A 22,264-nucleotide genomic window follows, 5' to 3' on the forward strand; every position below is an offset into this window, starting at 1 on the left:
TAAGTTATCGCCTGTTTGAACGATATGAGTGGCTGATCCATTTTTCTTTGCTTGTTGAAGAAGGACTTGCTCAACCGGCTTATTTTGCTTTCCTGCAGCAGCTGTGACAGCTGTTTTTTCAGTCGGTTGCTTTCCTGTTGCCTGAGATGATGTTGAACTAGTTTCAGTTCCTTCCGTTTTAACTGATTGTTCAGTCTTTTCGCTTGTATTCATGTCTTCTGACAAATCTTCGTTCTCTTCCGTCACTGTTAAATGAAGCGGCTTGCCATGTTCGTCAAGAGCGGGAACGATTATTTGTTGTCCAACGAACAAAGCATCGGAGCTAAAACCATTTTTGCTTTTTAGCTGTTCTACTGATACCTGAAACCTTTTGGCGAGCGAATAAATTGTATCCCCTTTTTTCACCGTATAAGGAGCGGCGCAATCACAAGCCTTTGCTTCTTCTGGCTGGACAAACATCGATGCAGCAGTTAGTGAAACAGCTAAGGTTGCACCAATCCATTTAGAATTTCTCTCATAGGCCCTTGCTTTCTTCAGCTTAGCAATCCTTTCTTGGCGAGTTCCCATTCTCTCGTGTTCCATACTCATCTCCCCATATATCCTTTTTTCAAGCAAGAGAATATTAGACTTTCTATGTCTATATCAATATTCTCCACAATAGGCAATATTACACCCAAACTGAAAAAACAACAAATTCGTTAAAATAATTACATTTTCATAATATATGTATCTAAATGACTAAATCAGTAGTTTAGTATGAGTCTATTTTTCTAATTCACCAGTATGCTGCTTATCCGCTAAACTCAATACTGCACAAGGTATCTATCAATCAATGTAGGCATAAAGATTCAACTCGAAATTTTTTCCTCAAACAGAAAAATATTGGAAATTAGGAAAAACATATTAATTTTCTTTGTCGGATCTTGTTATTTTATCTATAAAATCAGGCAATTATTGATAAAAAAAGCCTATTTTCGCCCTTTTCTTAGCTATTGAAAATAAATGGAACAATAAACAAGGCAAATGACGAGCTGATCATGCTTTTTCACCTTTTTACTAAAGAGAAAGATGATCTATTTGCCCTAAAATAATAAAGAAACCTACGCTTCAGTTTAATAATATATCTATGCTTATCATTCCGACTCCCGGCTCACTCAGAAGGTCCTTCCCTGATTGACTCTTGAGAAAAGGACGTCCTTATTAATGAAGCAGTTGCTCATTCTCCTGCTTCTTATTGATGATCAACCTTTTTCATTCGCCATATTTTATTTCTTCAAACTTTGCGCCTGTGCCTCCTCGTCATAGCATAAAGCAGAAGCTCTGCTGCAGTCCTCTTATAGAAATAAGCTGTCCTCATCCCCCTGAGCGCAACAATAATTGATTGGATAAATACCCATCACTTTTATAAGTAGTTTCGGCTTTTTTTACATTTTTAAAGCCTATCTCTTATTTTCACTTGCTCATTGGAGCTTTTCATGTTACGTTTAAGAGGAATTATTTTTGTTCGTTAAGGATTGATAAGTGATATATATACTTTCGTCTGGAAGATTTGGAGCAAGGATAGTAACACAATGTATGCACTGCATACGAGGAGGAAATACACATGGAACAAGGTAAAGTGAAATGGTTTAATGCAGAAAAAGGTTTTGGATTTATCGAACGCGAAGATGGAGACGATGTATTCGTTCACTTCTCAGCTATCCAAAGCGACGGCTATAAATCTTTAGACGAAGGTCAAGCTGTAACATTCGATATTGAACAAGGTCAGCGCGGATTGCAAGCAACTAACGTTCAAAAAGCATAATTAAAACCACACATATAAACAGGCTCTCATTGCAGAGTCTGTTTTTTATTTTAATCACATAAAAATTCCCTACTCATAAATGAATAGGGAATATCGAAACAAGTAATAGTAAATGGTAGACTCAGTATAACACAGTCTCTTTATGACGACTAATGATTTTTATTGCTTTTTAACGGTTATCTACGGTCTCCGGATACATATCATGATTCATCAGGCGGTAGTTCGCCATTTCTTCAAACTTTGTGCCTGGGCGCCCCCAATTGCAGTACGGATCGATAGAGATGCCGCCTCTTGGCGTGAATTTGCCCCAGACTTCAATGTAACGGGGATTCATTAGTTCGATCAAGTCATTCATGATAATGTTTACGCAGTCTTCGTGGAAATCGCCATGATTGCGGAAGCTGAATAAATATAGCTTTAATGACTTGCTTTCCACCATTTTAATATCAGGAATATAGCTGATGTAAATGGTGGCAAAATCCGGCTGGCCGGTTACCGGGCATAGACTGGTAAACTCCGGACAGTTGAACTTTACAAAATAATCCCGATTCGGATGCTTATTATCAAATGATTCTAAAATTGAAGGATCGTATGCAAATGTATACTTCGTTCCTTGATTGCCTAAAAGTGAAATGTCTTGCTTTAATTCTTCTTCGTTTCTTCCCGCCATCAGAAGCTACCTCCCTGTTGAAATTCTCTTCCATTATAAGCGCGCTTGCCGAGATAATCAAAAAAGATTTACAATGAGCAAAAGGAGTGATTTTTTTGCATACCATTTCCTCTCTTTCTGAACTGCAGGAAGCTGCCGAGCAGCATGGCGCTGTGCTTGCCTTTTTCTCAGGTCCCAACTGCTCTGTTTGCCATGCTATTCAGCCGCGTGTAGAACAGCTGCTAGAGCAGTTTCCTGATGTGTATGCCGTTCAAGCAAATATAGCAGAAGCGCCGGAAATTTCCGGCCAATACACGGTCTTCTCCGTGCCGGCTGTTCTCTTTTTCATCCATGGAAAAGAGATGTTCCGAAAAGCCCGCTTTATTTTAATGGATGAATTGGAAGAAGAAATAAAGCTGTCGTTGCAATATTTGTGAGATCACAAAAAAGGATGCTGACTTCCCGCAGCATCCTTGATAAAGTTACATGGGCCTCTGTCGGCTGGCTAGACCGGAACTGTACGACCCTTCCCGCCAAGATACGCATCACGCACCCGCGGATCTTTCATCAATGACTTCGCTTCTCCTTCAATGGCAATTTCTCCTCGTTCCATAACGCAAGCGCGATCCGCCACTTTTAAAGCAGCTTTTACGTTTTGTTCTACTAAAATAATGGTTGTGCCAAATTCTGTACGCAGCTGATCAAGAATATTCATGATGTCTTTAACGATCAAAGGCGCTAATCCCAACGATGGTTCGTCAAGCATCATTAATTTAGGATTGGACATTAAACCGCGCGCAATGGCCAGCATTTGCTGTTCACCGCCGCTTAACAAGCCGCCCGGACGGTCTTCCATCGTTTTTAGCTTCGGAAATAATTCGTAACAGCGGTCTATATCTTGTTGAAGAGTTTTCTTGCTTTGCCGATAACGGTGGTAAGCGCCAAGCATCATGTTGTCTTTGACTGATAAGGCATCAAAAATCTGCCGGCGTTCAGGCACAAGACAAATCCCTTTTTTGACAACCTCTTCAACTTTTTGTTTGCCAAGATCATTTCCTTCATAAAGAATCTTTCCCTGGCGCTGTTGATAAATGCCGGCAATTGTGCCCAGCAGCGTGCTTTTGCCAGCTCCGTTTGACCCGACGATGGCAAAGATTTCTCCTTTATTTAATTCGAAGGAAATGCCTTTCAGGACATGGAGAAAGCCATGATACGTATGAATATCCTTTACTTGAAGCATCAAATCGCCTCCTCCTCCTCTTCTGTTCCAAGATAAGCGGCAATCACTTTCTCGTTTTCATAAATTTCAGCTGGTGTGCCCTCTGCAATTTTTTTGCCGTAATCAATCACAACAATACGGTCAGAAATCCCCATCACCGTCTCCATGTCATGTTCTACGAAAAGAAAGGACATGCCTTCCTCTCTTTTCTTCTTAATAATATCAACAAGCTGTCTTGATTCTTGCGGATTTAAGCCTGCCATCGGTTCATCAAGAAGAATAAGCTTTGGTGAGGAAGCAGAGGCTCTGGCAATTTCAAGCAGACGCTGGTTCCCATAAGGAAGAACTTCTGCTGCTTCAAACGCCAGATCGGCAATCCCAACCTTCTCCAAACAGCTCATAGCGACATCAAAGGCTTGTTGCTCTTCTCGCTTGACTCCCATTAACCGCAAACCTGCTTGCAGAAAGCCAGTCTTCAAGCGACAGTGAACACCCGTCATCACATTCTCAATGACACTCATATTTTCAAACACTTGCAAGTTTTGAAATGTGCGGGTAATTCCCGCCTTGGCAATTTGATAAGGCTGGTTGCCTGTCACTTCTTTCCCGTCAAAAAACACTTGCCCTGATGTAGGCGGCAAAACACCCGTAATCATATTAAAAAGAGTGGTTTTTCCGGCACCGTTCGGCCCGATCACTGCCACAATCTCTCCTTCATTTAAATGGAAATCCACTTCGCTGACAGCGATGACTCCACCAAACGCTTTCGTCAGCCCTTTCACTTCCAGCAGCGGTTTACTCATGACTTGCTCCCTCCCACTGTTGCATCAGCATTCGGCGGTCCGGTGACGGCCGCTTTTTTATTTTTCCGCCCCGCCAGACGCCTCCACACTTTTCCAAGTGTCGGCGCAAGTCCTTGCGGCATATAAATTAAAATAGCGACCAGCAGGATTCCGAAGAAGACAATTTGAAACTCGCCTCCTACGTTTGGGAAAAACATCGGCACAACCTCTTTTAGCAGCTCATTCAGGAGCACATAAACAATAGCGCCGATCATTCCTCCCCAAATATTCGCTGATCCGCCGATCACAACCATAATTAAAAAGGTGATGGATTCCATAGCCGTAAATAAATTAGGATTGATAAAGGTGACATAATGAGCATAAAGGCTGCCGGCTACAGAAGCATAGACAGCACTTAGCACAAACACTTTTAATTTATATTGCTGGATGTTTACCCCAATTGAATTGGCGGCCACATCACTGCCGTGAATGGAGCGCAGCGCCCGACCAACCCGTGAATCGATAATATTCTTTGAAAAAAGAATGCCAACGATCAACAACGCCCAAATTAAAAAGTAGAATTTCAAATCTGTATCAAAGGCAAAACCGAATAGATTAAAGGATGGAATCCCAAAAAATCCATTTAATCCGCCTGTTATCTCTTTTAGTTCTTTGAAAAAGGTAAAGATAATAATACCGAATCCGAGCGTTGCCAGCGCTAGATAGTTTTCCTTCAGCTTTAATGTTGGAATGCCAATCAAAACCGCAACCGTACCAGCAAAGGCGACTCCAACCAGAATACCGACAATTCCCGGCATCCCGTAAGTTCCAGTCATAACAGCTGAGGCATAAGCACCTATTCCATAAAAAGCCGCATGGCCGAGCGATATTTGTCCGGCATAGCCCATCAGCATCGTTAAACCTGTCGTGACGATCCCATAAAGCCCGACTAGAATCAGAACGCTTAAAAGAAAAGAGTTAGCAACAAAAGGAACAATCACAAGAGCGGCAATAAATAGGAAAAGACCGCCATAATGCCTGTTATATAGTTCACTTACTTTCGAATGATTCATCTCTTACACCCGCTTTCCGCTCGCTTTAGCAAACAGCCCATTCGGCATGAAGAACAATACGATCAGAAGCAAGGCAAAGCTGATTGCATCTTTGTACCCCGAGGTCCACAAACCTTCTGTAAACGACTCTAAAATCCCAATCATGAAAGCGCCAATAATAGCGGCCGGCGCGTTGGTCAGCCCTCCAATGACAGCGGCAACGAAAGCTTTCATGCCAATCATTAATCCCATTTCGTAAGTAGCTCCCGAAATCGGGGCAATAATAATTCCGGCAATCGCTCCCAGCCCTGCACTTACAGCTATTGAGATAAAGGACATCCATTCCGGTTTAATCCCCATTAACCGAGCAGCCGAACGATTGACGACACAGGCAGTAACAGCTTTGCCGATAAACGTTTTATTGAAAAAGTAATGCATTGCAATCAAGCTAACTAATGAAATACCGACAGCCCAAATGCTTTGCGGCAGCAAGACCGCATTCAAAACATTAATTGGGTTGTTTTCAGTAAATGGCGGCAATGATCTTGGCTGCGTGCCCCAAATCAAAATGGCAAATCCCCGAATGGCAATTGCTACACCAAGCGTAATAATGATCAATGTCGGCAACGATGCGTTGCGTGCCGGATAAATGGCCGTCCGCTCAAAAATGCCCCCGACTAGCACGACAATTCCAATGCTTAGAATAATTCCTAACCCCATCGGCATATCCATCGACACAAATGTGATCGCAAGCATTGCCCCAAGCATAGCAAAATCCCCTTGGGCAAAATTCAAAACCCCTGTAATGTTATAAGTAATAACAAAGCCGATAGCGACTAATGCATAAATGCTGCCAATGGTTAAACCAGAAAAAATCAGTTGGATAAATTGACTCGTTAACTCCACTTTCAATCCCCCCTCTTAGCAGGAAAGCAGGGAAGCATGTTCCTCCCCCGCTTCTCTCCATGTTGCCGATAGTTATTCCCCTAACTTCCATTCTCCGTTTTCGTCAATTTTCACCATGACCAGACTATCGGACGTCAGTCCGTTATGATCGTCTGCCGACATCTTAAACGTTCCTGAAATACCGACAAAGCCATCTGTCTGCTCAATTGCTTCTCTAATCTTCTCTTTATCAGCTCCGCCTTTTTCAATAGCTTCTGCTAAAATATGAATTGCGTCATACGCATGGCCCCCGAACGTGCTTGCTGTATTTTTGTATTTGCTTTCGTAAGCCTCTTTAAAAGCAACAAGCTTCTCCTTTTGAGGATCTTTGTCGTCCAGTTCATCCAGCACCAGCAATTTTCCTGCTGGGAAAACTACTCCGTTCGCGGCATCGCCGGCTAATTCAATAAATTGCTTGGTGCCGATTCCATGGCTTTCAATGACCGGGACATCCATGCCAATCTCACGAATATTTTTTGTGACAACAGCCGATTCTTGGGCAGTGCCCCAGATAATAATGGCTTCAGGCTTTGCTTTTTTGACTCGGGTTAACGTCGACTTTGCATCATTTACTGTTGCCTCAAATTCTTCTTCAATCACAGCTTTTATGCCATGTTTGTCAGCCAGTTTTGTAAATTCCTCGTGACCGCTTGTTCCATAAGAATTAGCTACGTTCAGCCAAGCTACTTTTTTCAGCCCTTCTTTTTCTAAATATTCAATTAATTTAGGAATGACGACGTCGTCTCCTTGGGCTGTTTTGAATGTCCATTTGCGCGGTGATTTATCATCCGGATTGTTTACCTGCTTGCTTGCCGCCAACGATAGATAAGGAATTCCTGCTTTTTCAACAAGCGGAATCATCGCCAGGCTGTTGCCGCTAATTGTTCCGCCGATAATAGCCGTGACTTTCTCTTGTTCAATCAACTTCTTTGTCGCAAGGACCGCTTGGTTTTGATCCGACTTGGAATCAATCGAAATCAGCTTGATTTTCTTTCCGCCGATGCCGCCTTTTTCATTTAGCTCATCGACAATCATTTTAATCGTTTCTTCTTCGCCTTTGCCTAGCGGCGAAGCACTTCCGGAAGCATCAATAACGCTGCCGATTTTAATCTCTCCTCCTGAATCTCCTCCGCTCCCTGATGCAGAATCAGCATCCTCTCCTCCGCATGCAGCCAGAATCATCATCATCATAGCCGTTAAAAGTGCGAACATCCTTTTCTTCATTTCCTTCTCTCCCTTCAAACTTACAGCACTCCTCCTGGTTCTAAAGTAGTCGAGTTTCATTTGTTAAGCATAGGAGGGAAAGCCGCTCTTTCTTTATAAAGTAAAGCTGATCCACTCGTTGTAATATCAGAAGTGAAATCAGCTTTCTTTTTTTGTTATACTTTTTCTCTATCTTTTAATGGAGGAAATATCATCTATTTTTATTGAAAACCCTTCCATTTCGTTCTTTAAACGTAATAATATATTAAAAAATAGAGGATGACAAGATTTTTTTATGAAAATATTAAATTTTCTGACATATCAATATCTAACGATAATTTTCCTGTCGTTATCGTAGTTGTTATATATGTTTTATCGAATTTCCGCTGGCCAGACACGCAAAAACTGGAAATGGCTAGTATCGGCGGATAGCTTCCCTCTTTCACTAAATTGCGACTTACGTCCTTCCTTCTTCACCCCAGCCGGCAAATGAAGCGGCAATTTACTCTAAAAATCTCACTTGAAGAAACAGAAAATACGCTATAATTTATATAGAAGATGATATTACATCCTAATCTTAATGAAAAAGGGGATTGATTAGATGACTTTATTAAATGATGTATTAACCTACAACGAAAAATTTGTCAGCGATAAAATGTACGAGGAATTTACGACCGATAAGTTCCCCGATAAACGTGTCGTTATTTTGACTTGCATGGATACGCGTCTTGTCGAATTAGTAACGAAAGCAATGAATTTCCGAAATGGCGATGTGAAAATTGTCCGCAATGCCGGGGCGATTGTTAATCATCCGTTTGGAAGTATTATGAGAAGCTTACTTGTAGCGGTTTATCAGCTGCAGGCCGATGAAGTGCTTGTCGTCGGCCATCATGACTGCGGAATGAGCACCTTATCAAGTGAAACTATTCTTGGGGTAATGAAGGAGCGGGGCGTGCAAGATGACACGATCGATACCCTTCGCCATGCCGGCATCGACGTGGATCATTGGCTTGAAGGATTCAGCAGCGTGCAGGAAAGTGTCAAACATAGCGTCGGCATGATTAAACAGCATCCGCTCATGGTGAAAGATATTCCGGTACACGGACTAGTAATTGATCCGGAAACTGGAAAATTAGATCTTGTGGTGGACGGTTATGAAAGAGAAACTGCTCTTTAAAAAAAATATTACATGCGTAAATAAAAACGGCAGCCTGACTAGGATCCAGGCTGCCGTTTTTATTTAAAATGACTGGCATTGATGCCGCCTTTTTGTTTTCCTGTACTGCTTACAGCTGTACGCCCACCGGTGTGTACAACGGACGGCAAAGCGCTTCCAGCCTTTGTGCCTCTTCAAGGGTTACAGCTAGTAAAAAGCAGGTAGCCGGCCCGGCAGATTTGCTGGCATCCAAAGAGCACTGAATATGTTCTATTTGCAACTCTTCATTATTAGTTACATTTCTCATTTCATGAATAATCCCTTTAGAGCCAACAGGCCAAACACTTTTCACTCCCTCTGCCTCGAGCACTTGCCTAAATAAGGACAAAGGAGCAACATAGTCCGGCTCAGCGAGCACCTCCGGACCGACAAGCGGTTTTCCGATCACCGCATAGCAAACAGCTTCTCTATCAAACGGTTCTGCTCTGCGAATATGGCGTCCGATCACCGTAATGCTTACCGCTGATTCACTCATCGTGAAATTCGTTTCTGTACTGCCCGTAATTTCAATCCGGCAGCCCGCTTGGTCAGCCGCTCTCTCTATTCCTTTTATTAAGCTTTTCCAAGCCGCTTCACCTGCAAAGTTTTGCAGAACGGCAGCAAACGGCTCTCCCCCTGCAGCCAGACATTCCATTAATGCAACACGCGCGGAGAAATAGCCAACCGTTTCGTAGTCTGCCTTTACGGTATCACCCGGCTTTTCGCCAACTGAACCGCTGTTATCCGCCGCAAGGACGAGACCATTTGTATAAATGACATCCCGCTTCACGCTTGGACACCGCTAAAATGCTTTCTAAATAATTCTTTCAGGCGAGGCAGAGCCGTCCAGGCAAGAAGCCCATTCAACAGAGCGGCAACCAGCAGCGAAGGAACAACACCTGCATAAAATCCCCAGCCTATAACGAAAATGAATGGAAGCGGGAGAACGAGTCCATTTAACAAAATAAATACAATGACAGCTATCACCCGTTTATTCACCCTATACAGCGCAGCGAACAGCCAAACGGCCCCCGCCATTTCAGCAGCGATGAGCAAATGCAGCGGCCCCATGGGCATTCCGCCAGTCAGCGCCGAAATTAAGTGGCCAAAAGCAGCAACAAGAGCCCCAGGCCCGGCACCGAGCAGGCCGGCTGCCAGCAATGCCGGAAAAGAATCAAACGCAACGCTGGTGACAATGCCTGCCGGTACTTTAATCATCCCGCCGACAACCGACAAAGCCGTAAATAAAGCGAGCCAGGAAATATGTTTTACACTCACTTTTTATCTTCCTTCCTCTTTCCGTCACGAAAGACTTTGGCGCTGCGGATATACTCGACATCTTTTACACCGAGGCGGAAATTAATCACGCGGCCAATAGCGAAGAAATAATCAGAAAGCCGGTTCAAGTATTGGAGTGTGACCGGATGAATCCCTTCCTCCTCGCGCATTAGAGCCACGACTAGGCGCTCGGCGCGGCGGGTTACCGTCCGGGCGATATGAATGACCGCAGCGGCTTTCGATCCTCCCGGCAAAATAAACCGTTCCAGCTCTGGTGCCTCTTTAATGTATTCATCAATTTTTCTCTCAAGCTCGCTGACAGACTCCGGCTGCAGCTTCCACTCCCGCTTTCCGGAAACCGTGGCTAGATCGCCTCCGCAATCAAACAGCTCGTGCTGGATGGTCTCCAAATCAGCAAGGATATCCTGGAAGGCTGCCTTATCGGAATGCAGCTCAGCCATGGCCTGGCCGACAAAGCAATTCGTTTCATCCACCGTTCCATAAGCTTCTACGCGTAAATGGTCCTTTCCTACACGCCCGCCGATAATGCTCGTTTCGCCTTTGTCTCCTGTTCTTGTATATAGTCTCATTGTTCTTCCCCCTTATTTTTTATGATTTGCGGCAACCCGTACCATATTTGGATCACCTGGCAAGCCTGCTTTGCAGCCTCTTGAAAACACCAGCCGGCGGCATCCCGCCACATCCGGTCAAATGCATTAGCCGGCACGACTCCTTTTGTCATATCTGTGCCAATAAGAACTAATTGCCTGTTCTTTTCTTTGCTCTCCCAGTCAAGCCAGCCAGTTAATTGCTCATTCCACACTTGCCGGGCAGATTCGGCGTCCTCTTCCTTTTCAACAAGCCGGCGGACATGCCGTTCAATGCCTTCTACTACTACAATCGGCTCTGTCCACTTTTCCAGTTGGCCCGCATGGTAGAATGAGTGCCAGATATGCGGCTTTTCTCCAAGGCTGTAAGTCTCTTTCACCCATTGCTTTTTTCCGTTGAAGGCACCGCCTGTAACGAGATGCATCTTTCACCCCTCCTTAGTGCAGAAAGCGAGCCGGTCAATTCATAGCCGCGGCCATTCTCTACTTTCCATTCCCAAAATCCCTTCTTCTCAGGTGCCACTGCTGTCAGTAAATGGCGGATGACTCCTCCATGGGTGATGATAGCTGTACGCTTCAGATTCAATTGAGCGAGAAGCTCCAGCCACCTGTTCCATCCTTCCATCACACGGCGGCCAAACTGTTCATAGGTTTCCCCGCCCGGAAGCGGACTAGAGAAAGGGTCCTGCAGCCAGGTTTTATACTCTTCTACATGTTCTAATTCCTTGTGGGTTTTTCCTTCCAAAAAACCGAAATTCATCTCACGGAACTCTGGCCATGTGTCGATTGACGTGTCCCTCCAAAAGAAGGCGGCCGTATCCACACAGCGCTGCAGGTCACTTGCGATGACCTTTTCATAAAACGGGATGCCATTCCTTAGATGCTCCAGCTCTTTCTTCCCCGTTTCGCTCAATAGCGAATTTGTCCAGCCGCTGAATGCTTTTTTTTCATTATCTGTCGTTACGCCATGCCGATAGAGACCAATAACCACAAGATCATCCATAAACATCCTTCCGCTCCTTCCAAACTGGCACCAAGCAAGTCCCCCGTAATGCCGCCAAAGTGCTTTAACGCTCCTCTGCGGGCAAACAAGAAAAACAAATAAGCCAGGAAAGCCAATAATAGCAGTGACAACAGGCTCTTAGTCCAAACAAAAAAGAGAACCGCGATCACAATTGTCCAAAAGCCGTAGCCAGCAGCAAGACGGCTGTCTTTTCCTTGCTGAAAAAAATAAGCAATTCCTTCCTGTTTGGCCGGTGCTACTCCGTTTAGCAGCAGCCCGGTGATCATTTGGCTGTAAAAAGGAATCAGTATGATAAAATAAACAACCTGGCTATTTCCGAACAGGAAAATTTCATAGATGAATAGAAAGCGGGCAGCCAGCAGCACAATCAGCGAAAGAACCCCAAATGCGCCGACACGAGGATCTTTTAATATTTCCAGCCGCCGGCTTCTGTCCCGATAAGAAAAAAAAGCATCACTTGTATCGATCCAGCCATCCAAATGCAGTCCTCCTGTCCAGAGGATGGGCAGCAGCCAAAAAAGAAACGCACTGCCCAGCGGGGAGAGCGGCGACCACTCGATCAGCAGCAGAAAGAAGGCGCCATATATGATTCCTTTTGTTAAGCCAAAAAGCGGAAACATCCGCAAGGCAGCCCGCAAATGGACGGCATCAACCGGCAGCTCGCGTCGGACCGGAACAGCAGAAAAAAATTGCACGTTCAGCAAAAAACCGTTCCAATAAGGCTTCATTGACCTGCTGCCCTCTCCTCTTGTTCAACGATGGCAAGAAACTGTTCCCAATCAAAATACTTTTGCAAATGCTCAGCCAGTTGATTATATGTTGCTTCTTTATTGTTAAGCAGCTTTTGTTCTTCCAGCTGAGGCTTGATAGACGGAACGGACAAGGCATCTTCTTCTTCGAGCTGGTGATCTGCTAAATAAGGAAGAACCGCCAGAACAGGAATCCCTGTTTGCTTCTCAAGCCACTGCTTTCCTTCCTCGAACAAAAGCGGCTCCCCATGAAATTTATTTACGATTAACCCTTTCACCCGGCTGTGTTCATGCGGATCAAGCAAAGCAAGGGTGCCAACGACGCTGGCAAACAAGCCGCCGCGCTGGACGTCTGCCACCAGAATGACCGGTACATCAGCCAGCTCGGCTACTTTCATGTTCACAACTTCCCGATCCTTGAGATTCATCTCTACCGGGCTGCCGGCTCCTTCAATGACCACGAAATCGGAAAGCCCGGCAAGTTTTTTCAGCGAGTGCCGAATGGTCTCTACTGCCTGATGGTAATATCGCTCACGGTATTCCATGCCTGACACCACCTCTATCCGTTCACCCAGCCACACAACTTCCGATCCGCCGGGCTGCACCGGTTTTAATAAAATCGGATTCATCTCAGGCAGCGGGTCAAGCCGGCAAGCTTCGGCCTGCAACACTTGTGCCTTGCCAAGCTCTTTGCCGTCTTCCGTTATGTAAGAGTAATTAGTCACGTTTTGTGATTTGAAGGGCGCCGGCTGAAAACCCTTTTGCAGAAGCAGCCGGCACAATGCGGTCACTATCAAGCTTTTCCCTACATTAGAAGCCGTTCCCTGAATCATAATTCCTTTCATGCGTTTGCCCCCTTCTTTTTTGCAAGCGGATATCCATGCTCAACCAGCACGGCAAGCGCCGCCTCTTTTACAAGCCATTGATGAAGCTCTCCTAATGCCTTTGCGTAATGAAACACAAGCGGACTAGCAAACGGTTCATAGGATAATTCATTGGAAACGACCACAACCGCACCGGCCGCTTTTCTGATCTGATCAATGCCTGATTGAATCTTGCTTTGAATGTTTTCATAGAAAGCTGGCTGCACCCAGTCCTGTTCATCTCTGCTGCTGGTAAACCATTCGTTTGTTAACCATGTCGTCAAGCAGTCTATTAATACTGTATCCTGTTTGTTAAAGTGTTTGGCCGCATCGCCAACAGCGACAGGCTGTTCCCAGGTCGTCCACTGCCTCCCGGACTCCTTCCGTTCCCGTTGATGAGCGCGGACCCGGGCAGCCATTTCTTCGTCTGTCACCTTGCCGCAGGCTACATAGTGAAGGCAGCCTCTCAATCTTTCCGCTTCTAAAAAAGCTTGTCTTTCAGCTGCCTTGCTTTTTCCGCTGCGTACACCGCCAACAACAATCGTCAATTGTGCTTTTTCCATTCTAGCAGCGCCTCTCTCAACTGATTATTTTCCAATTCTGTTTTGACAGAGGCCCTCAGCCACCGGCCGGCAAGCCCCGGATAATTATACGTATGGCGAAGGACAATCCCTTTTTTCAGCAAAAAGAGAAAAAGCGGCTTTTGATCCTCCAACGCAGGGTCCCGAAGCAAATAAAAATTCACGACTGAGCGGGTAAACTGGAATCCTTGCTTTTCCAGAAACTGAAACATCCTCTCTCGTTCAGCCGCAATTCTTTTTCGAGACCGCTCAGCAAAGGATGGATCGGCCAATACCGTTTCTGCTGCCTTTAAAGCAATGGCATTTACGTTCCAGTGAGGGCGGAAACGGGCAATTTGCAAAGCAAGCGGTTCAGCCGCCAGCAAATAGCCTATTCGCAAGCCGGCAATTGCATACATTTTCGTTAATGACCGCAGGATGATGAGGTTCGAATAGTCTTGAAGGAGCGGAACAACGGTGGAGGAGCCGGCAAAATCATAAAATGCCTCATCGACCACCACTTTGCAGCCGGATGAAGACAAGCATTCAAGCAGCTGGGCGATCTCTTCTATCGGAAAAGCAAGGCCGCTCGGATTATTCGGCGTACAAATAAACAAGGCCGCCGCTCCATGTGCTTTAGCCGCCAGCTCATAAACTGGAAGGGAGCCCCCTTTATTCAAAAAAACATTGTCTATTTCGCAACTATACACCCGGCAAGCCGCCTCATATTCTGAAAATGCCGGCTGAGCAATGACCACCTTTTGGCCGCGCCAGAGTTGGCCGAGAAATTGAATCAGCTCTGCTGCACCGTTTCCGAGCACCACTTGCTGGTCAGTCACTCCATTCAGACCGGCAATCTGGCCTGTAACGGTCTGTCCGTACGGGTCCGGATAATCAGACACGGAGGCCAGCCAGCTTTCCCAATTTGCTTGAAGACTCGGCGGCGGGCCGTATGGATTTACATTCACACTGAAATCTGTTATACATTCCGGCTGATCCATCTGCAGACTTTCATAAAGATGGGCCGGATTAGAACCATGAGCGGGCCACTTCATAGCCAATGCCTCCAATCCACATCATCAATAAAAATAAGAAGGAAGATCTCTCCATAATCCGATTAGCAAGCACGATATCCTCCGCTGTTTTTTGCCTGAACGGCTCACCCATTTCAGCCCGATGGGAAACCTGGCCTTTATAAGTATTGACTCCGCCAAGCTGGATGCCAAGCAGACCGGCAACCGCCGCCTCACACCAGCCGCTATTGGGGCTTAGATGCTTTTTGGCATCCCGGCTGACAATTTGCCACACGCATTTTTTGGAATACGGGCTTTCCGGAAACGAGCAAAGCATCAGCAAGCTCGTTAAGCGGGCCGGCAGCCAGTTCACCAGATCATCCACACGGGCAGAGGCCCAGCCAAACTGTTTGTAGCGTTCATTTTGATAGCCGACCATAGAGTCGCACGTATTAATCGCCCGATACAGCATCGCTCCAGGAGCTCCGCCAATGAGTGCCCAAAACAGCGGAGCGGTAACGCCATCACTGGTGTTTTCGGCAATTGTCTCGATCGCTCCCCGTGTAATTTCCCCTTCATCCAGCCGTTCTGTATCCCGGCCGACAATATAGGAAAGCTTGATGCGCGCCTCTTTCATATCGCCGCTTTTCAGCGGCTGGTAGACACTCAGCCCTGCCTCCTTTAAGCTGCGGCAGGCAATCGTTGAAGCAATGATAATCGCCTCAGCTGCCACACCAGCGGCGGGGTGAAGACGATAAAAGACAAAAACGAGCAAAAAACTGGCCGTTCCCGTAACAAAGAGAACCAAAAAAAGCATGATCACTCCTTTTTCCCGTCTATCCGTTCCTTTATTGAGCCGTTGCTCAAGAAAATGAATCAGTGAACCAATCCAACGGACCGGATGCGGCAGATGGGGAGGATCGCCAATTAGGCGATCCAGAAAAAAAGCGATGGTCGCAGCGAGAAGATGATAAATCATGTTTTTTTCTCTCCTCTCTGGTTGCTTTCCAGAGCCTCGACTGTACACTCATAAACGGCCTTGCCAATCGCTTGGCCAAGGGGAGAAATTGTGCCGGCAAACGCCTGGTGTGCGCCCCTCTGTGTGGCTGCGATCAGAATACTATCAGTAGAGGTCCCTGTCGCCTGCGAGTTCGTCAGCGGATCTTTCACCTGCTTATCAAGCAAAGCCTTCACTTTCGCTTCTGTAGCAGTCATAACCGCTTGAACAAATGCTTCTTCGGATAATTGCCCGTTGGCAAATACCCATGTATTGATCGTTCCCGGCAAAAATGCCCGGTTATGTTCGATAGACCGCGATACATCCACCGCATTGCCGACACCCGCGGTAACGACCGCAAACACCGAGACGTCTTCTACTTCTACAAACCGGCAGGCAGCTGTGTCCAGTTGAACCGCCGTCATCATGCCAACCGTCTCATTTACGTCAAAATGATAGCGCTTTAAAAACACCTTCATATCTTCCTTATAAGCATCATGCCAATAATTTTTATCGACATGACGATTAACAAAACTTCGATGCCAGCCCCAGCCCGCTCCAATAACTCCGGCTGATAGGGTTTTGAGCAATATAGGCGACTCAAGAGAAATCCATTCGCTTGTCTGTTGCACACATGTTTCATCAATGCGGATTTCTGCTTCTTCCTGAGCCGTCTTTTCAGGAAGAATACTCATTTGCGGCTTCGGAACTTCCGGATGAGGACGCTGATGAATAGCTGTTTTATACACTTTTTGGATGGATTCCTCTTTCAAAACCTCACTTGGCAGGCCGAGCCCCGACATCCGCCCTTCTTCCATAAGCAATAGCCTGTCACAATACAAAGAAGCAAGATTTAAATCATGAAAAATCGAAATAACGGTGAGCCCTGCGTCATTTGCTGTTTTCTTCAGCAAATCCAGCAGTTCTTTTTGAAAAGATAAATCTAAGTGGTTGGTCGGCTCATCCAGCAGCAAAATTTCTGGTTCTTGCGCAAGTGCCTGAGCAAGAAAGACACGCTGACGCTCACCGCCAGACAATTGTTCAATAGAGGATTCAGCAAATTGGAGGGTGCCGGTTTGCTTCATTGCTTTCATAACAGCCTGCTCATCTTCCTTGCGCCATACAGGAAAGATGCCGTTTTGATGGGCATAACGCCCAAGAGCAACGGTTTCTCTTACAGTGTATGAAAAAGCTTGCGGGGTCATCTGCGGAAGAACGGCAAGCTTTTTCGCCAGCTCCTTTGGCGTGTACTCCTTGATCTGCCGGCCATCTACCGCTATAGAGCCGCGGCTGGCAGGAACGATGCCGCTAATCATTTTTAACAGCGTGGTTTTGCCGCTCCCATTGGGCCCTAATATGCCGAAAATTTCTCCTTTTTGAACAGAAAATGATAGTTCATGTACGATCAGTTTGCTGTCATAGCCGCCGCTTAGCTGTTCTATCTCAATCATGCTGTCCCTCTTCCTTTCCTTTGCTTGCGAAGCAAAATAATGGCGAACACCGGGGCACCGATGACCGATGTAATCACGCCAATCGGCAGTTCGGTGGGAGAAATGACCGTGCGGGCCACCAAATCAGCCAAAATTAAAAAACCAGCGCCGGCCAACATGGACAGAGGCAGCAAATGGCGATGGTCCGGTCCCCAAATCAGACGAATAAAATGAGGGACGACCAAGCCAACAAAGCCGATGGTTCCCGAAACAGCCACGGCTGCTCCTGTTAAAATGGAGCCGGCCACCAGCACAATCAGCTTCTTTCTGCGGACATTCACTCCTAGATACTGGGCCTTTTCTTCACCAAACGACATTGCATTTAATTCAGCCGCATGGACCATCAGCAGGAAGGTGCCTGCCAAAAAAAACGGCAAGATAAGCTGAATATAATCCCAACCTCGCATAGACACACTGCCGAGCAGCCAGCCGATAATTTGCCGGAGCTCCTCGCCCGTCAAAGCAATCATTAAAGAAATGATCGCTCCTAAAAAGGAGCTGAATATAATTCCTGTTAAAATAATCGTTTCCACCTTCATCGACCGTTCAATGGCCTGGGCAAACAATATAACAATGAAAATGGTCACAATCGAAGCGGCAATGCTGACAACAGGCAGCGTAAATCCGGATAGCCATGGAAGCTGTATATTAAAAAACAGCACCATAACCGCACCTGCAGAGGCGCCAGATGATACGCCCAGCGTGTAAGGATCAGCAAGCGGATTGCGCAGCAGCCCTTGAAAAGCGGCGCCTGCCACAGCCAAAGAAGCGCCGACAAGACCAGCTAACAACACTCGCGGAAAACGGATTTTCCAGACGATGTTATCAAAGGAAGCATCCACTCCATCGAGCGGTGTTCCGAAAAAGTGATGGGAGAATAAGAAAATGATATCCCGAACCGGAACTTGAACCGTTCCGATCGAGATACCTGCAAATACTGAGACAATAAAAAATATAAAGACAAACAAGTACGCCGAAAATTTATTTTTTGAAAACATCTGGATAAATGGCTTCGGCAAGTTCTTCTACTCCTTCAACAAGACGCGGACCCGTACGGTTAACGAGATCAGCATGAACGTCATGAACGTCTTTGTTTTTAACAGCAGTTATCGTTTCCCAGCCTTTGCGGCTAAGTACTTCTTCCACTGGCTTTTGCGTGTAATAGCCATGTGTCGTAATAATGACATCCGGATTTTTCTTAATAATCGCTTCCTCTGTCATTTGCCCCCAGCCATCTTGATCAGCTGCTGCATTTTTTGCATGAATCAGATCAAGCATTTCCTGCATGAACGTATTTTTTCCTGGCGTATAAATCTCGGGAGCCGGCGACACTTCGATAAATACGTTCTTTTCCTCTTCTTTTTTAATTGTTTCCGCTTTTTCGGAAATCTCAGTTAAATCCTCTTTCATGTCCGTGACAATGTCTTCTGCTTTATCACTTGTGCCTGTCGCTTTGCCGATCATTTTAATAGAATCGTACACTTCGTCAAAATTTTGAGCATCGTTAACGACGAGCACATCAATTCCCGCTTCTTCTAGCTGCTTAAAGCCTTCCTTGGAATTATGAGCGCTTGAGCCGTGCGCCAATACAAGATCCGCGTCAAGCCCGATAATTTTTTCGATGTTATATTCCATACCGCCCACTTTTTCCTTGGCGCTCACTTCTTTTGGATAATTGTCGTTATCGGATACCCCCACAATTTCCTTGTCCAGATCCAGCTCATAAGCAATTTCGGTATTACTTGGAATAAGAGAAACAATCCGCTTCGGTTTTTCCTCAATAACAACCTCTTTTCCATCGGCATCTTTAACCGTTACAGGAAAAGCCGCTTGCTCGCTTTCTTTCGGCTGATTGGCTTTCTCTTCTTTTTCAGGGGCGGCTTTGTCACTTCCGCAGCCGGCCAGCAAACCGGCAGCCAGCATAAAAGACAACGTATACTTCGATAACTTCTTCATTACTTTCTCTCCCTCATTCTTCTAAAAAATATCCATAAAAAAACACCTCTACGCTGTGGAGAGGTGCAGTGAAAAAGGACCGCCCGGCAACAATAAGCAGGCCGCTTTTACACCACCCTATCCGCGTAGGTTACCGGTGCTCTAAACCAGGCAGGTTTTCTGGCTTATGAAATGGCTGCATTTCATTTACAGTGGCGGGACCGCGCTGGACTTTCACCAGCTTGCCCTTTTAAAAAGCCGGATCATTCGGCTTTACCTGGTCCAAATTATGTAGTTTTCCGCTTAGCTATATTATACACAAAAAAAACTTTACTTTCATACAATTTTAAAATCATTATTCGCTTGCTGGCACTAATTTTTTTCATCATTCTTCACCTTTATGTTTTAGAAAAACCGAAAGTGGAATAGGATAATAAAAAAGGAAGGAGCGGTAAAATGAATCTTGCCACTTTAATTGGACTGGTTGTTCTATTGCTTGCCATTGCTCTTATTTTGGTGTACTTTCTTCGACAAGCCTTCGATTCCTCTGATACAAGCCGGATTGACGAGATGCCTGAAGATGATCCTTATTTAAACGATCGTGATCAGGCGCATGACCGCCATTTGTAATCCCCGCTAAAGAAACGCAAGAATACAATAAAAATGTTTTCCCAAACATCTGATAAACCAAAAAATCCATCCGGATAAGCGGGCGGATTTTTTGGCTTAAATGAAAGAGTAATTACTGTTCAGCAACCACCGGTGAATCGGCGATTTCAAGCATCGCTTGCTTCATAATTCCAGCCATTCTTGTTAATTGTTCATAGCTGGAGACAAGCGGCGGCATGAACACTATCACATCACCAAGCGGCCGGGTCAGCATCCCGAGCTCCCTCATCCGCAATGTCGCCCGGTAAGCCACCCTCTCTTCAGAAGGAAACGGCTCCTTCGTTGTTCGATCTTTTACCACTTCAATCCCGCACATAAAGCCAAGCTGGCGTACTTCCCCCACATGCGGCAGTTCGGCGATTTCAGCTAACAATTTAGCGATATACTCCGCTTTCTCAGCAGCTTGCTTCACTACCTCTTCTTTCTCAAATATATCGAGGTTTGCTAAAGCAGCCGCACAGCCAAGCTGATTCCCTGTATAAGAATGACCATGGAAAAATGTTTTCATCTCGGCATAATCTCCGTAGAACGCTGCATAAACCTCTTCTGTCGTCAGCGTAGCAGCAATCGGCAAGTACCCTCCCGTAATCCCTTTGGCCACTGTCATAATGTCCGGGGCTACGTCTTCATGCTCTACCGCAAACATCTTGCCCGTACGGCCGAATCCGGTCGCCACTTCATCAACAATCAAAAGAATATTAAATGCTCGGCAAAGCCTCTCTAATTCCTTTAAATAGCCAGGAGGCATAATATGCATGCCGCCTGCCCCTTGGACCATCGACTCTACAACGAGCCCGGCAATCTCATTATGACTTTCTTTAAACAGCGTCTGCATAGCCGCGAGCGACTCCTCCTTCGCTGTTTGTCCGTCCCCTGAAGGATGCCAGCTTGCCGATGGAAACGGCACGGCAAACGAATCGAACATTAATGCGCTGTATACGCGATGATAAATGTCGATGGATCCTACGCTGATCGCTCCAACCGTATCGCCATGATACCCGTTTGCAAGTGTAACAAATTTTGTTTTTTTCTCTTTTCCTTTGTTTTGCCAATATTGATAAGCCATTTTGATCGCTATTTCTACCGACTCCGCTCCGCTGTCTGAATAAAATACACGCGTTAAGTTATCCGGTGAAATCTCGATCAGCTTTTCAGCTAATTGAATAGACGGCACATTGGCGGCTCCAAGCAAAGTCGAGTGGGCAATCTTTTCAAGCTGCTCTTTGATCGCCTGATTAATTTCCGGACGGCGGTGACCATGCACGTTCAGCCATAAAGAAGAATAGCCATCTAAATATTCGTTTCCATAAATATCCCGCAGCACGATCCCTTCACCGCTCTCGATAATCAGCGGGGCTTCCTCGTAATCCTTCATTTGTGTAAACGGCAGCCACATATGCTTTTGGCTAATTTCATATAAACGCGTTGCGTCCACTTTCGATCCCCTCCATCAGTCTGTCAAATGCCCAATTCTTGACGATTTCAGAACGTCGTCCACGTTCCTGAAGAGCCTGTTGAATATCTTCAATGAATGGAATATGCCCGATCACAGGAAGACCGGACCATTCCTGAATCACCCGCATATTATCCTGCTCCATGAGCTTTTCCCCTGGAACCATGCTTGAAAAGACAAGGCCGGCAATTGGCAAGTTTCTTTTCTGGAGGGCTTCAATGGTCAGCATCGTATGATTAATGGTCCCGAGTCCTGTCCTTGCTGCAATGACGACCGGTAAAGCCGCTTCTGCCATCACATCAATCACGCTGCTTCCTTTCCTGTTCAGCGGAACAAGTACCCCTCCGGCTCCTTCTGCTAATACAAGCTGCTTTCCCGCTGATCGCCTTCGAATTTCCTTAATAATCGCCTCTTCGTCAATTATCGCTTGCTCTTCCTCAGCCGCTAAATGAGGAGAACTGGCTTTTTTAAACAAATATGTATATAGTTTTTCCCCTCTCATTTCCGGAAGCAACTGATACATATCAACATCCGGCGCCCTCCACTCACCGTTTTTCCATTCCGCTCCGCTTTGCACAGGCTTATACGGGACAGCTTCTATTCCTCTTTCCCTCAAACCGTGAGTAAGCAAAACCGTGGCAACCGTCTTTCCTGCATCCGTATCTGTACCTGTGATAAAAAGGCCAGGCATGAAATTCACTCCTTTTCAAAATTAGTAAACCATATTTACAAAAATGTTAACATATGAAAAAATGATAAACAATCCTATTTTTTAA

The 22,264-nt window shown here is 45.7% G+C and carries 26 protein-coding genes and 1 riboswitch; of the genes, 4 read left to right on the plus strand and 22 right to left on the minus strand.

All coding sequences use genetic code 11. From position 1 onward, the window contains the following. The coding region (locus BBA02S_RS12480; RefSeq protein ID WP_169799362.1) for a LysM peptidoglycan-binding domain-containing protein at positions 1-582 on the minus strand (582 nt) is incomplete at its 3' end. A gap of 1,021 nt (positions 583-1,603) precedes the next feature. Between BBA02S_RS12480 and BBA02S_RS12485 the strand changes: the two genes are divergently transcribed. Beyond that, a complete protein-coding gene (locus BBA02S_RS12485) occupies positions 1,604-1,804 on the plus strand; it encodes a cold-shock protein (RefSeq protein WP_041101552.1) in 201 nt (66 codons plus the stop codon). 169 nt (positions 1,805-1,973) lie between these two features. Here the strand turns inward: BBA02S_RS12485 and queF are convergent, their stop codons facing one another. Further along, a complete protein-coding gene (queF, locus tag BBA02S_RS12490) occupies positions 1,974-2,474 on the minus strand; it encodes a preQ(1) synthase (protein WP_041101550.1) in 501 nt (166 codons plus the stop codon). A gap of 95 nt (positions 2,475-2,569) precedes the next feature. Between queF and BBA02S_RS12495 the strand changes: the two genes are divergently transcribed. Beyond that, positions 2,570-2,890, plus strand: coding sequence for a thioredoxin family protein (locus BBA02S_RS12495; protein WP_041114372.1), 321 nt, complete (start codon positions 2,570-2,572; stop codon positions 2,888-2,890). Between the two features lie 68 nt (positions 2,891-2,958). Here BBA02S_RS12495 and BBA02S_RS12500 read toward each other — a convergent pair whose 3' ends face one another. From BBA02S_RS12500 to BBA02S_RS12520, 5 genes are all read right to left on the minus strand, one after another. Continuing rightward, a complete protein-coding gene (locus BBA02S_RS12500) occupies positions 2,959-3,693 on the minus strand; it encodes an ABC transporter ATP-binding protein (RefSeq protein ID WP_041101546.1) in 735 nt (244 codons plus the stop codon). Next, positions 3,693-4,475 carry an ABC transporter ATP-binding protein gene (locus tag BBA02S_RS12505; RefSeq protein WP_041114371.1) on the minus strand — a complete coding sequence of 261 codons (783 nt, stop codon included), beginning with the start codon at positions 4,473-4,475 and terminating at the stop codon, positions 3,693-3,695. Before BBA02S_RS12505 ends, BBA02S_RS12500 begins: the two co-directional genes overlap by 1 nt. After that, entirely contained in the window at positions 4,472-5,527 is a 1,056-nt protein-coding gene (locus BBA02S_RS12510) for a branched-chain amino acid ABC transporter permease (RefSeq protein WP_041101543.1), read from the minus strand. Before BBA02S_RS12510 ends, BBA02S_RS12505 begins: the two co-directional genes overlap by 4 nt. Positions 5,528-5,530: 3 nt before the next feature. Continuing rightward, positions 5,531-6,412, minus strand: a complete 882-nt coding sequence (locus tag BBA02S_RS12515) for a branched-chain amino acid ABC transporter permease (RefSeq protein WP_041101541.1) — start codon at positions 6,410-6,412, stop codon at positions 5,531-5,533. Positions 6,413-6,484: 72 nt separating this feature from the next. Continuing rightward, the gene (locus tag BBA02S_RS12520) at positions 6,485-7,675 is read right to left on the minus strand and encodes an ABC transporter substrate-binding protein (RefSeq protein WP_041114393.1); all 1,191 of its coding nucleotides are present in this window, start codon (positions 7,673-7,675) and stop codon (positions 6,485-6,487) included. Positions 7,676-8,255: 580 nt separating this feature from the next. Here BBA02S_RS12520 and BBA02S_RS12525 point away from each other — a divergent pair. After that, entirely contained in the window at positions 8,256-8,831 is a 576-nt protein-coding gene (locus tag BBA02S_RS12525; RefSeq protein ID WP_041101539.1) for a beta-class carbonic anhydrase, read from the plus strand. A gap of 109 nt (positions 8,832-8,940) precedes the next feature. Here the strand turns inward: BBA02S_RS12525 and BBA02S_RS12530 are convergent, their stop codons facing one another. Genes BBA02S_RS12530 through BBA02S_RS12590 form a run of 13 tightly spaced genes read right to left on the minus strand, consistent with a single transcriptional unit; the run spans position 8,941 to position 19,387 of the window. Then, on the minus strand, positions 8,941-9,639 hold the full coding sequence (locus BBA02S_RS12530) for an AIR synthase related protein (protein WP_041101537.1): 699 nt from the start codon (positions 9,637-9,639) through the stop codon (positions 8,941-8,943). Beyond that, positions 9,636-10,127: an ECF transporter S component gene (locus tag BBA02S_RS12535; protein WP_041114370.1), complete on the minus strand. Its 492-nt coding sequence runs from the start codon at positions 10,125-10,127 to the stop codon at positions 9,636-9,638. The genes BBA02S_RS12530 and BBA02S_RS12535 overlap by 4 nt, the downstream gene beginning before the upstream one ends. Then, positions 10,124-10,717: a cob(I)yrinic acid a,c-diamide adenosyltransferase gene (locus BBA02S_RS12540; RefSeq protein WP_041114369.1), complete on the minus strand. Its 594-nt coding sequence runs from the start codon at positions 10,715-10,717 to the stop codon at positions 10,124-10,126. Before BBA02S_RS12540 ends, BBA02S_RS12535 begins: the two co-directional genes overlap by 4 nt. After that, positions 10,714-11,160: a bifunctional adenosylcobinamide kinase/adenosylcobinamide-phosphate guanylyltransferase gene (locus tag BBA02S_RS12545; protein WP_041101531.1), complete on the minus strand. Its 447-nt coding sequence runs from the start codon at positions 11,158-11,160 to the stop codon at positions 10,714-10,716. Before BBA02S_RS12545 ends, BBA02S_RS12540 begins: the two co-directional genes overlap by 4 nt. Beyond that, the gene (locus BBA02S_RS12550; protein WP_052477407.1) at positions 11,112-11,744 is read right to left on the minus strand and encodes a histidine phosphatase family protein; all 633 of its coding nucleotides are present in this window, start codon (positions 11,742-11,744) and stop codon (positions 11,112-11,114) included. Before BBA02S_RS12550 ends, BBA02S_RS12545 begins: the two co-directional genes overlap by 49 nt. Then, a complete protein-coding gene (locus BBA02S_RS12555) occupies positions 11,696-12,487 on the minus strand; it encodes an adenosylcobinamide-GDP ribazoletransferase (protein ID WP_041114368.1) in 792 nt (263 codons plus the stop codon). Before BBA02S_RS12555 ends, BBA02S_RS12550 begins: the two co-directional genes overlap by 49 nt. Continuing rightward, entirely contained in the window at positions 12,484-13,353 is an 870-nt protein-coding gene (locus BBA02S_RS12560; RefSeq protein WP_052477405.1) for a cobyric acid synthase, read from the minus strand. The genes BBA02S_RS12555 and BBA02S_RS12560 overlap by 4 nt, the downstream gene beginning before the upstream one ends. Continuing rightward, positions 13,350-13,934, minus strand: coding sequence for a bifunctional adenosylcobinamide kinase/adenosylcobinamide-phosphate guanylyltransferase (locus BBA02S_RS12565; protein WP_041114367.1), 585 nt, complete (start codon positions 13,932-13,934; stop codon positions 13,350-13,352). The genes BBA02S_RS12560 and BBA02S_RS12565 overlap by 4 nt, the downstream gene beginning before the upstream one ends. Further along, positions 13,916-14,986: a pyridoxal phosphate-dependent aminotransferase gene (locus BBA02S_RS12570; protein WP_041101525.1), complete on the minus strand. Its 1,071-nt coding sequence runs from the start codon at positions 14,984-14,986 to the stop codon at positions 13,916-13,918. Before BBA02S_RS12570 ends, BBA02S_RS12565 begins: the two co-directional genes overlap by 19 nt. Further along, a complete protein-coding gene (gene cbiB, locus BBA02S_RS12575) occupies positions 14,961-15,923 on the minus strand; it encodes an adenosylcobinamide-phosphate synthase CbiB (protein WP_041114366.1) in 963 nt (320 codons plus the stop codon). The genes BBA02S_RS12570 and cbiB overlap by 26 nt, the downstream gene beginning before the upstream one ends. After that, positions 15,920-17,392, minus strand: coding sequence for an adenosylcobinamide amidohydrolase (locus BBA02S_RS12580; RefSeq protein ID WP_041114365.1), 1,473 nt, complete (start codon positions 17,390-17,392; stop codon positions 15,920-15,922). Before BBA02S_RS12580 ends, cbiB begins: the two co-directional genes overlap by 4 nt. Next, positions 17,389-18,450 (minus strand): FecCD family ABC transporter permease, encoded by a 1,062-nt coding sequence (locus tag BBA02S_RS12585; RefSeq protein ID WP_041114364.1) that lies wholly within the window; start codon positions 18,448-18,450, stop codon positions 17,389-17,391. The genes BBA02S_RS12580 and BBA02S_RS12585 overlap by 4 nt, the downstream gene beginning before the upstream one ends. Continuing rightward, the gene (locus BBA02S_RS12590; RefSeq protein ID WP_041101517.1) at positions 18,413-19,387 is read right to left on the minus strand and encodes a helical backbone metal receptor; all 975 of its coding nucleotides are present in this window, start codon (positions 19,385-19,387) and stop codon (positions 18,413-18,415) included. Before BBA02S_RS12590 ends, BBA02S_RS12585 begins: the two co-directional genes overlap by 38 nt. Positions 19,388-19,519: 132 nt before the next feature. Next, a riboswitch (cobalamin riboswitch) is annotated at positions 19,520-19,662 on the minus strand. Between the two features lie 160 nt (positions 19,663-19,822). Between BBA02S_RS12590 and BBA02S_RS20715 the strand changes: the two genes are divergently transcribed. Further along, entirely contained in the window at positions 19,823-19,996 is a 174-nt protein-coding gene (locus BBA02S_RS20715; RefSeq protein ID WP_156141516.1) for a hypothetical protein, read from the plus strand. Positions 19,997-20,108: 112 nt separating this feature from the next. On the opposite strand, the gene bioA is transcribed toward BBA02S_RS20715, so the two are convergent. Both bioA and bioD read right to left on the minus strand, forming a co-directional pair. Then, positions 20,109-21,431 (minus strand): adenosylmethionine--8-amino-7-oxononanoate transaminase, encoded by a 1,323-nt coding sequence (gene bioA / locus BBA02S_RS12595; protein ID WP_052475344.1) that lies wholly within the window; start codon positions 21,429-21,431, stop codon positions 20,109-20,111. Between the two features lie 16 nt (positions 21,432-21,447). Then, on the minus strand, positions 21,448-22,179 hold the full coding sequence (bioD, locus tag BBA02S_RS12600) for a dethiobiotin synthase (RefSeq protein ID WP_052477404.1): 732 nt from the start codon (positions 22,177-22,179) through the stop codon (positions 21,448-21,450). Positions 22,180-22,264 lie beyond the last annotated feature (85 nt).

The organism is Bacillus badius NBRC 15713, assembly GCF_001591605.1.
In the GTDB taxonomy this organism is placed as follows: Bacteria; Bacillota; Bacilli; order Bacillales; family Domibacillaceae; genus Pseudobacillus; species Pseudobacillus badius.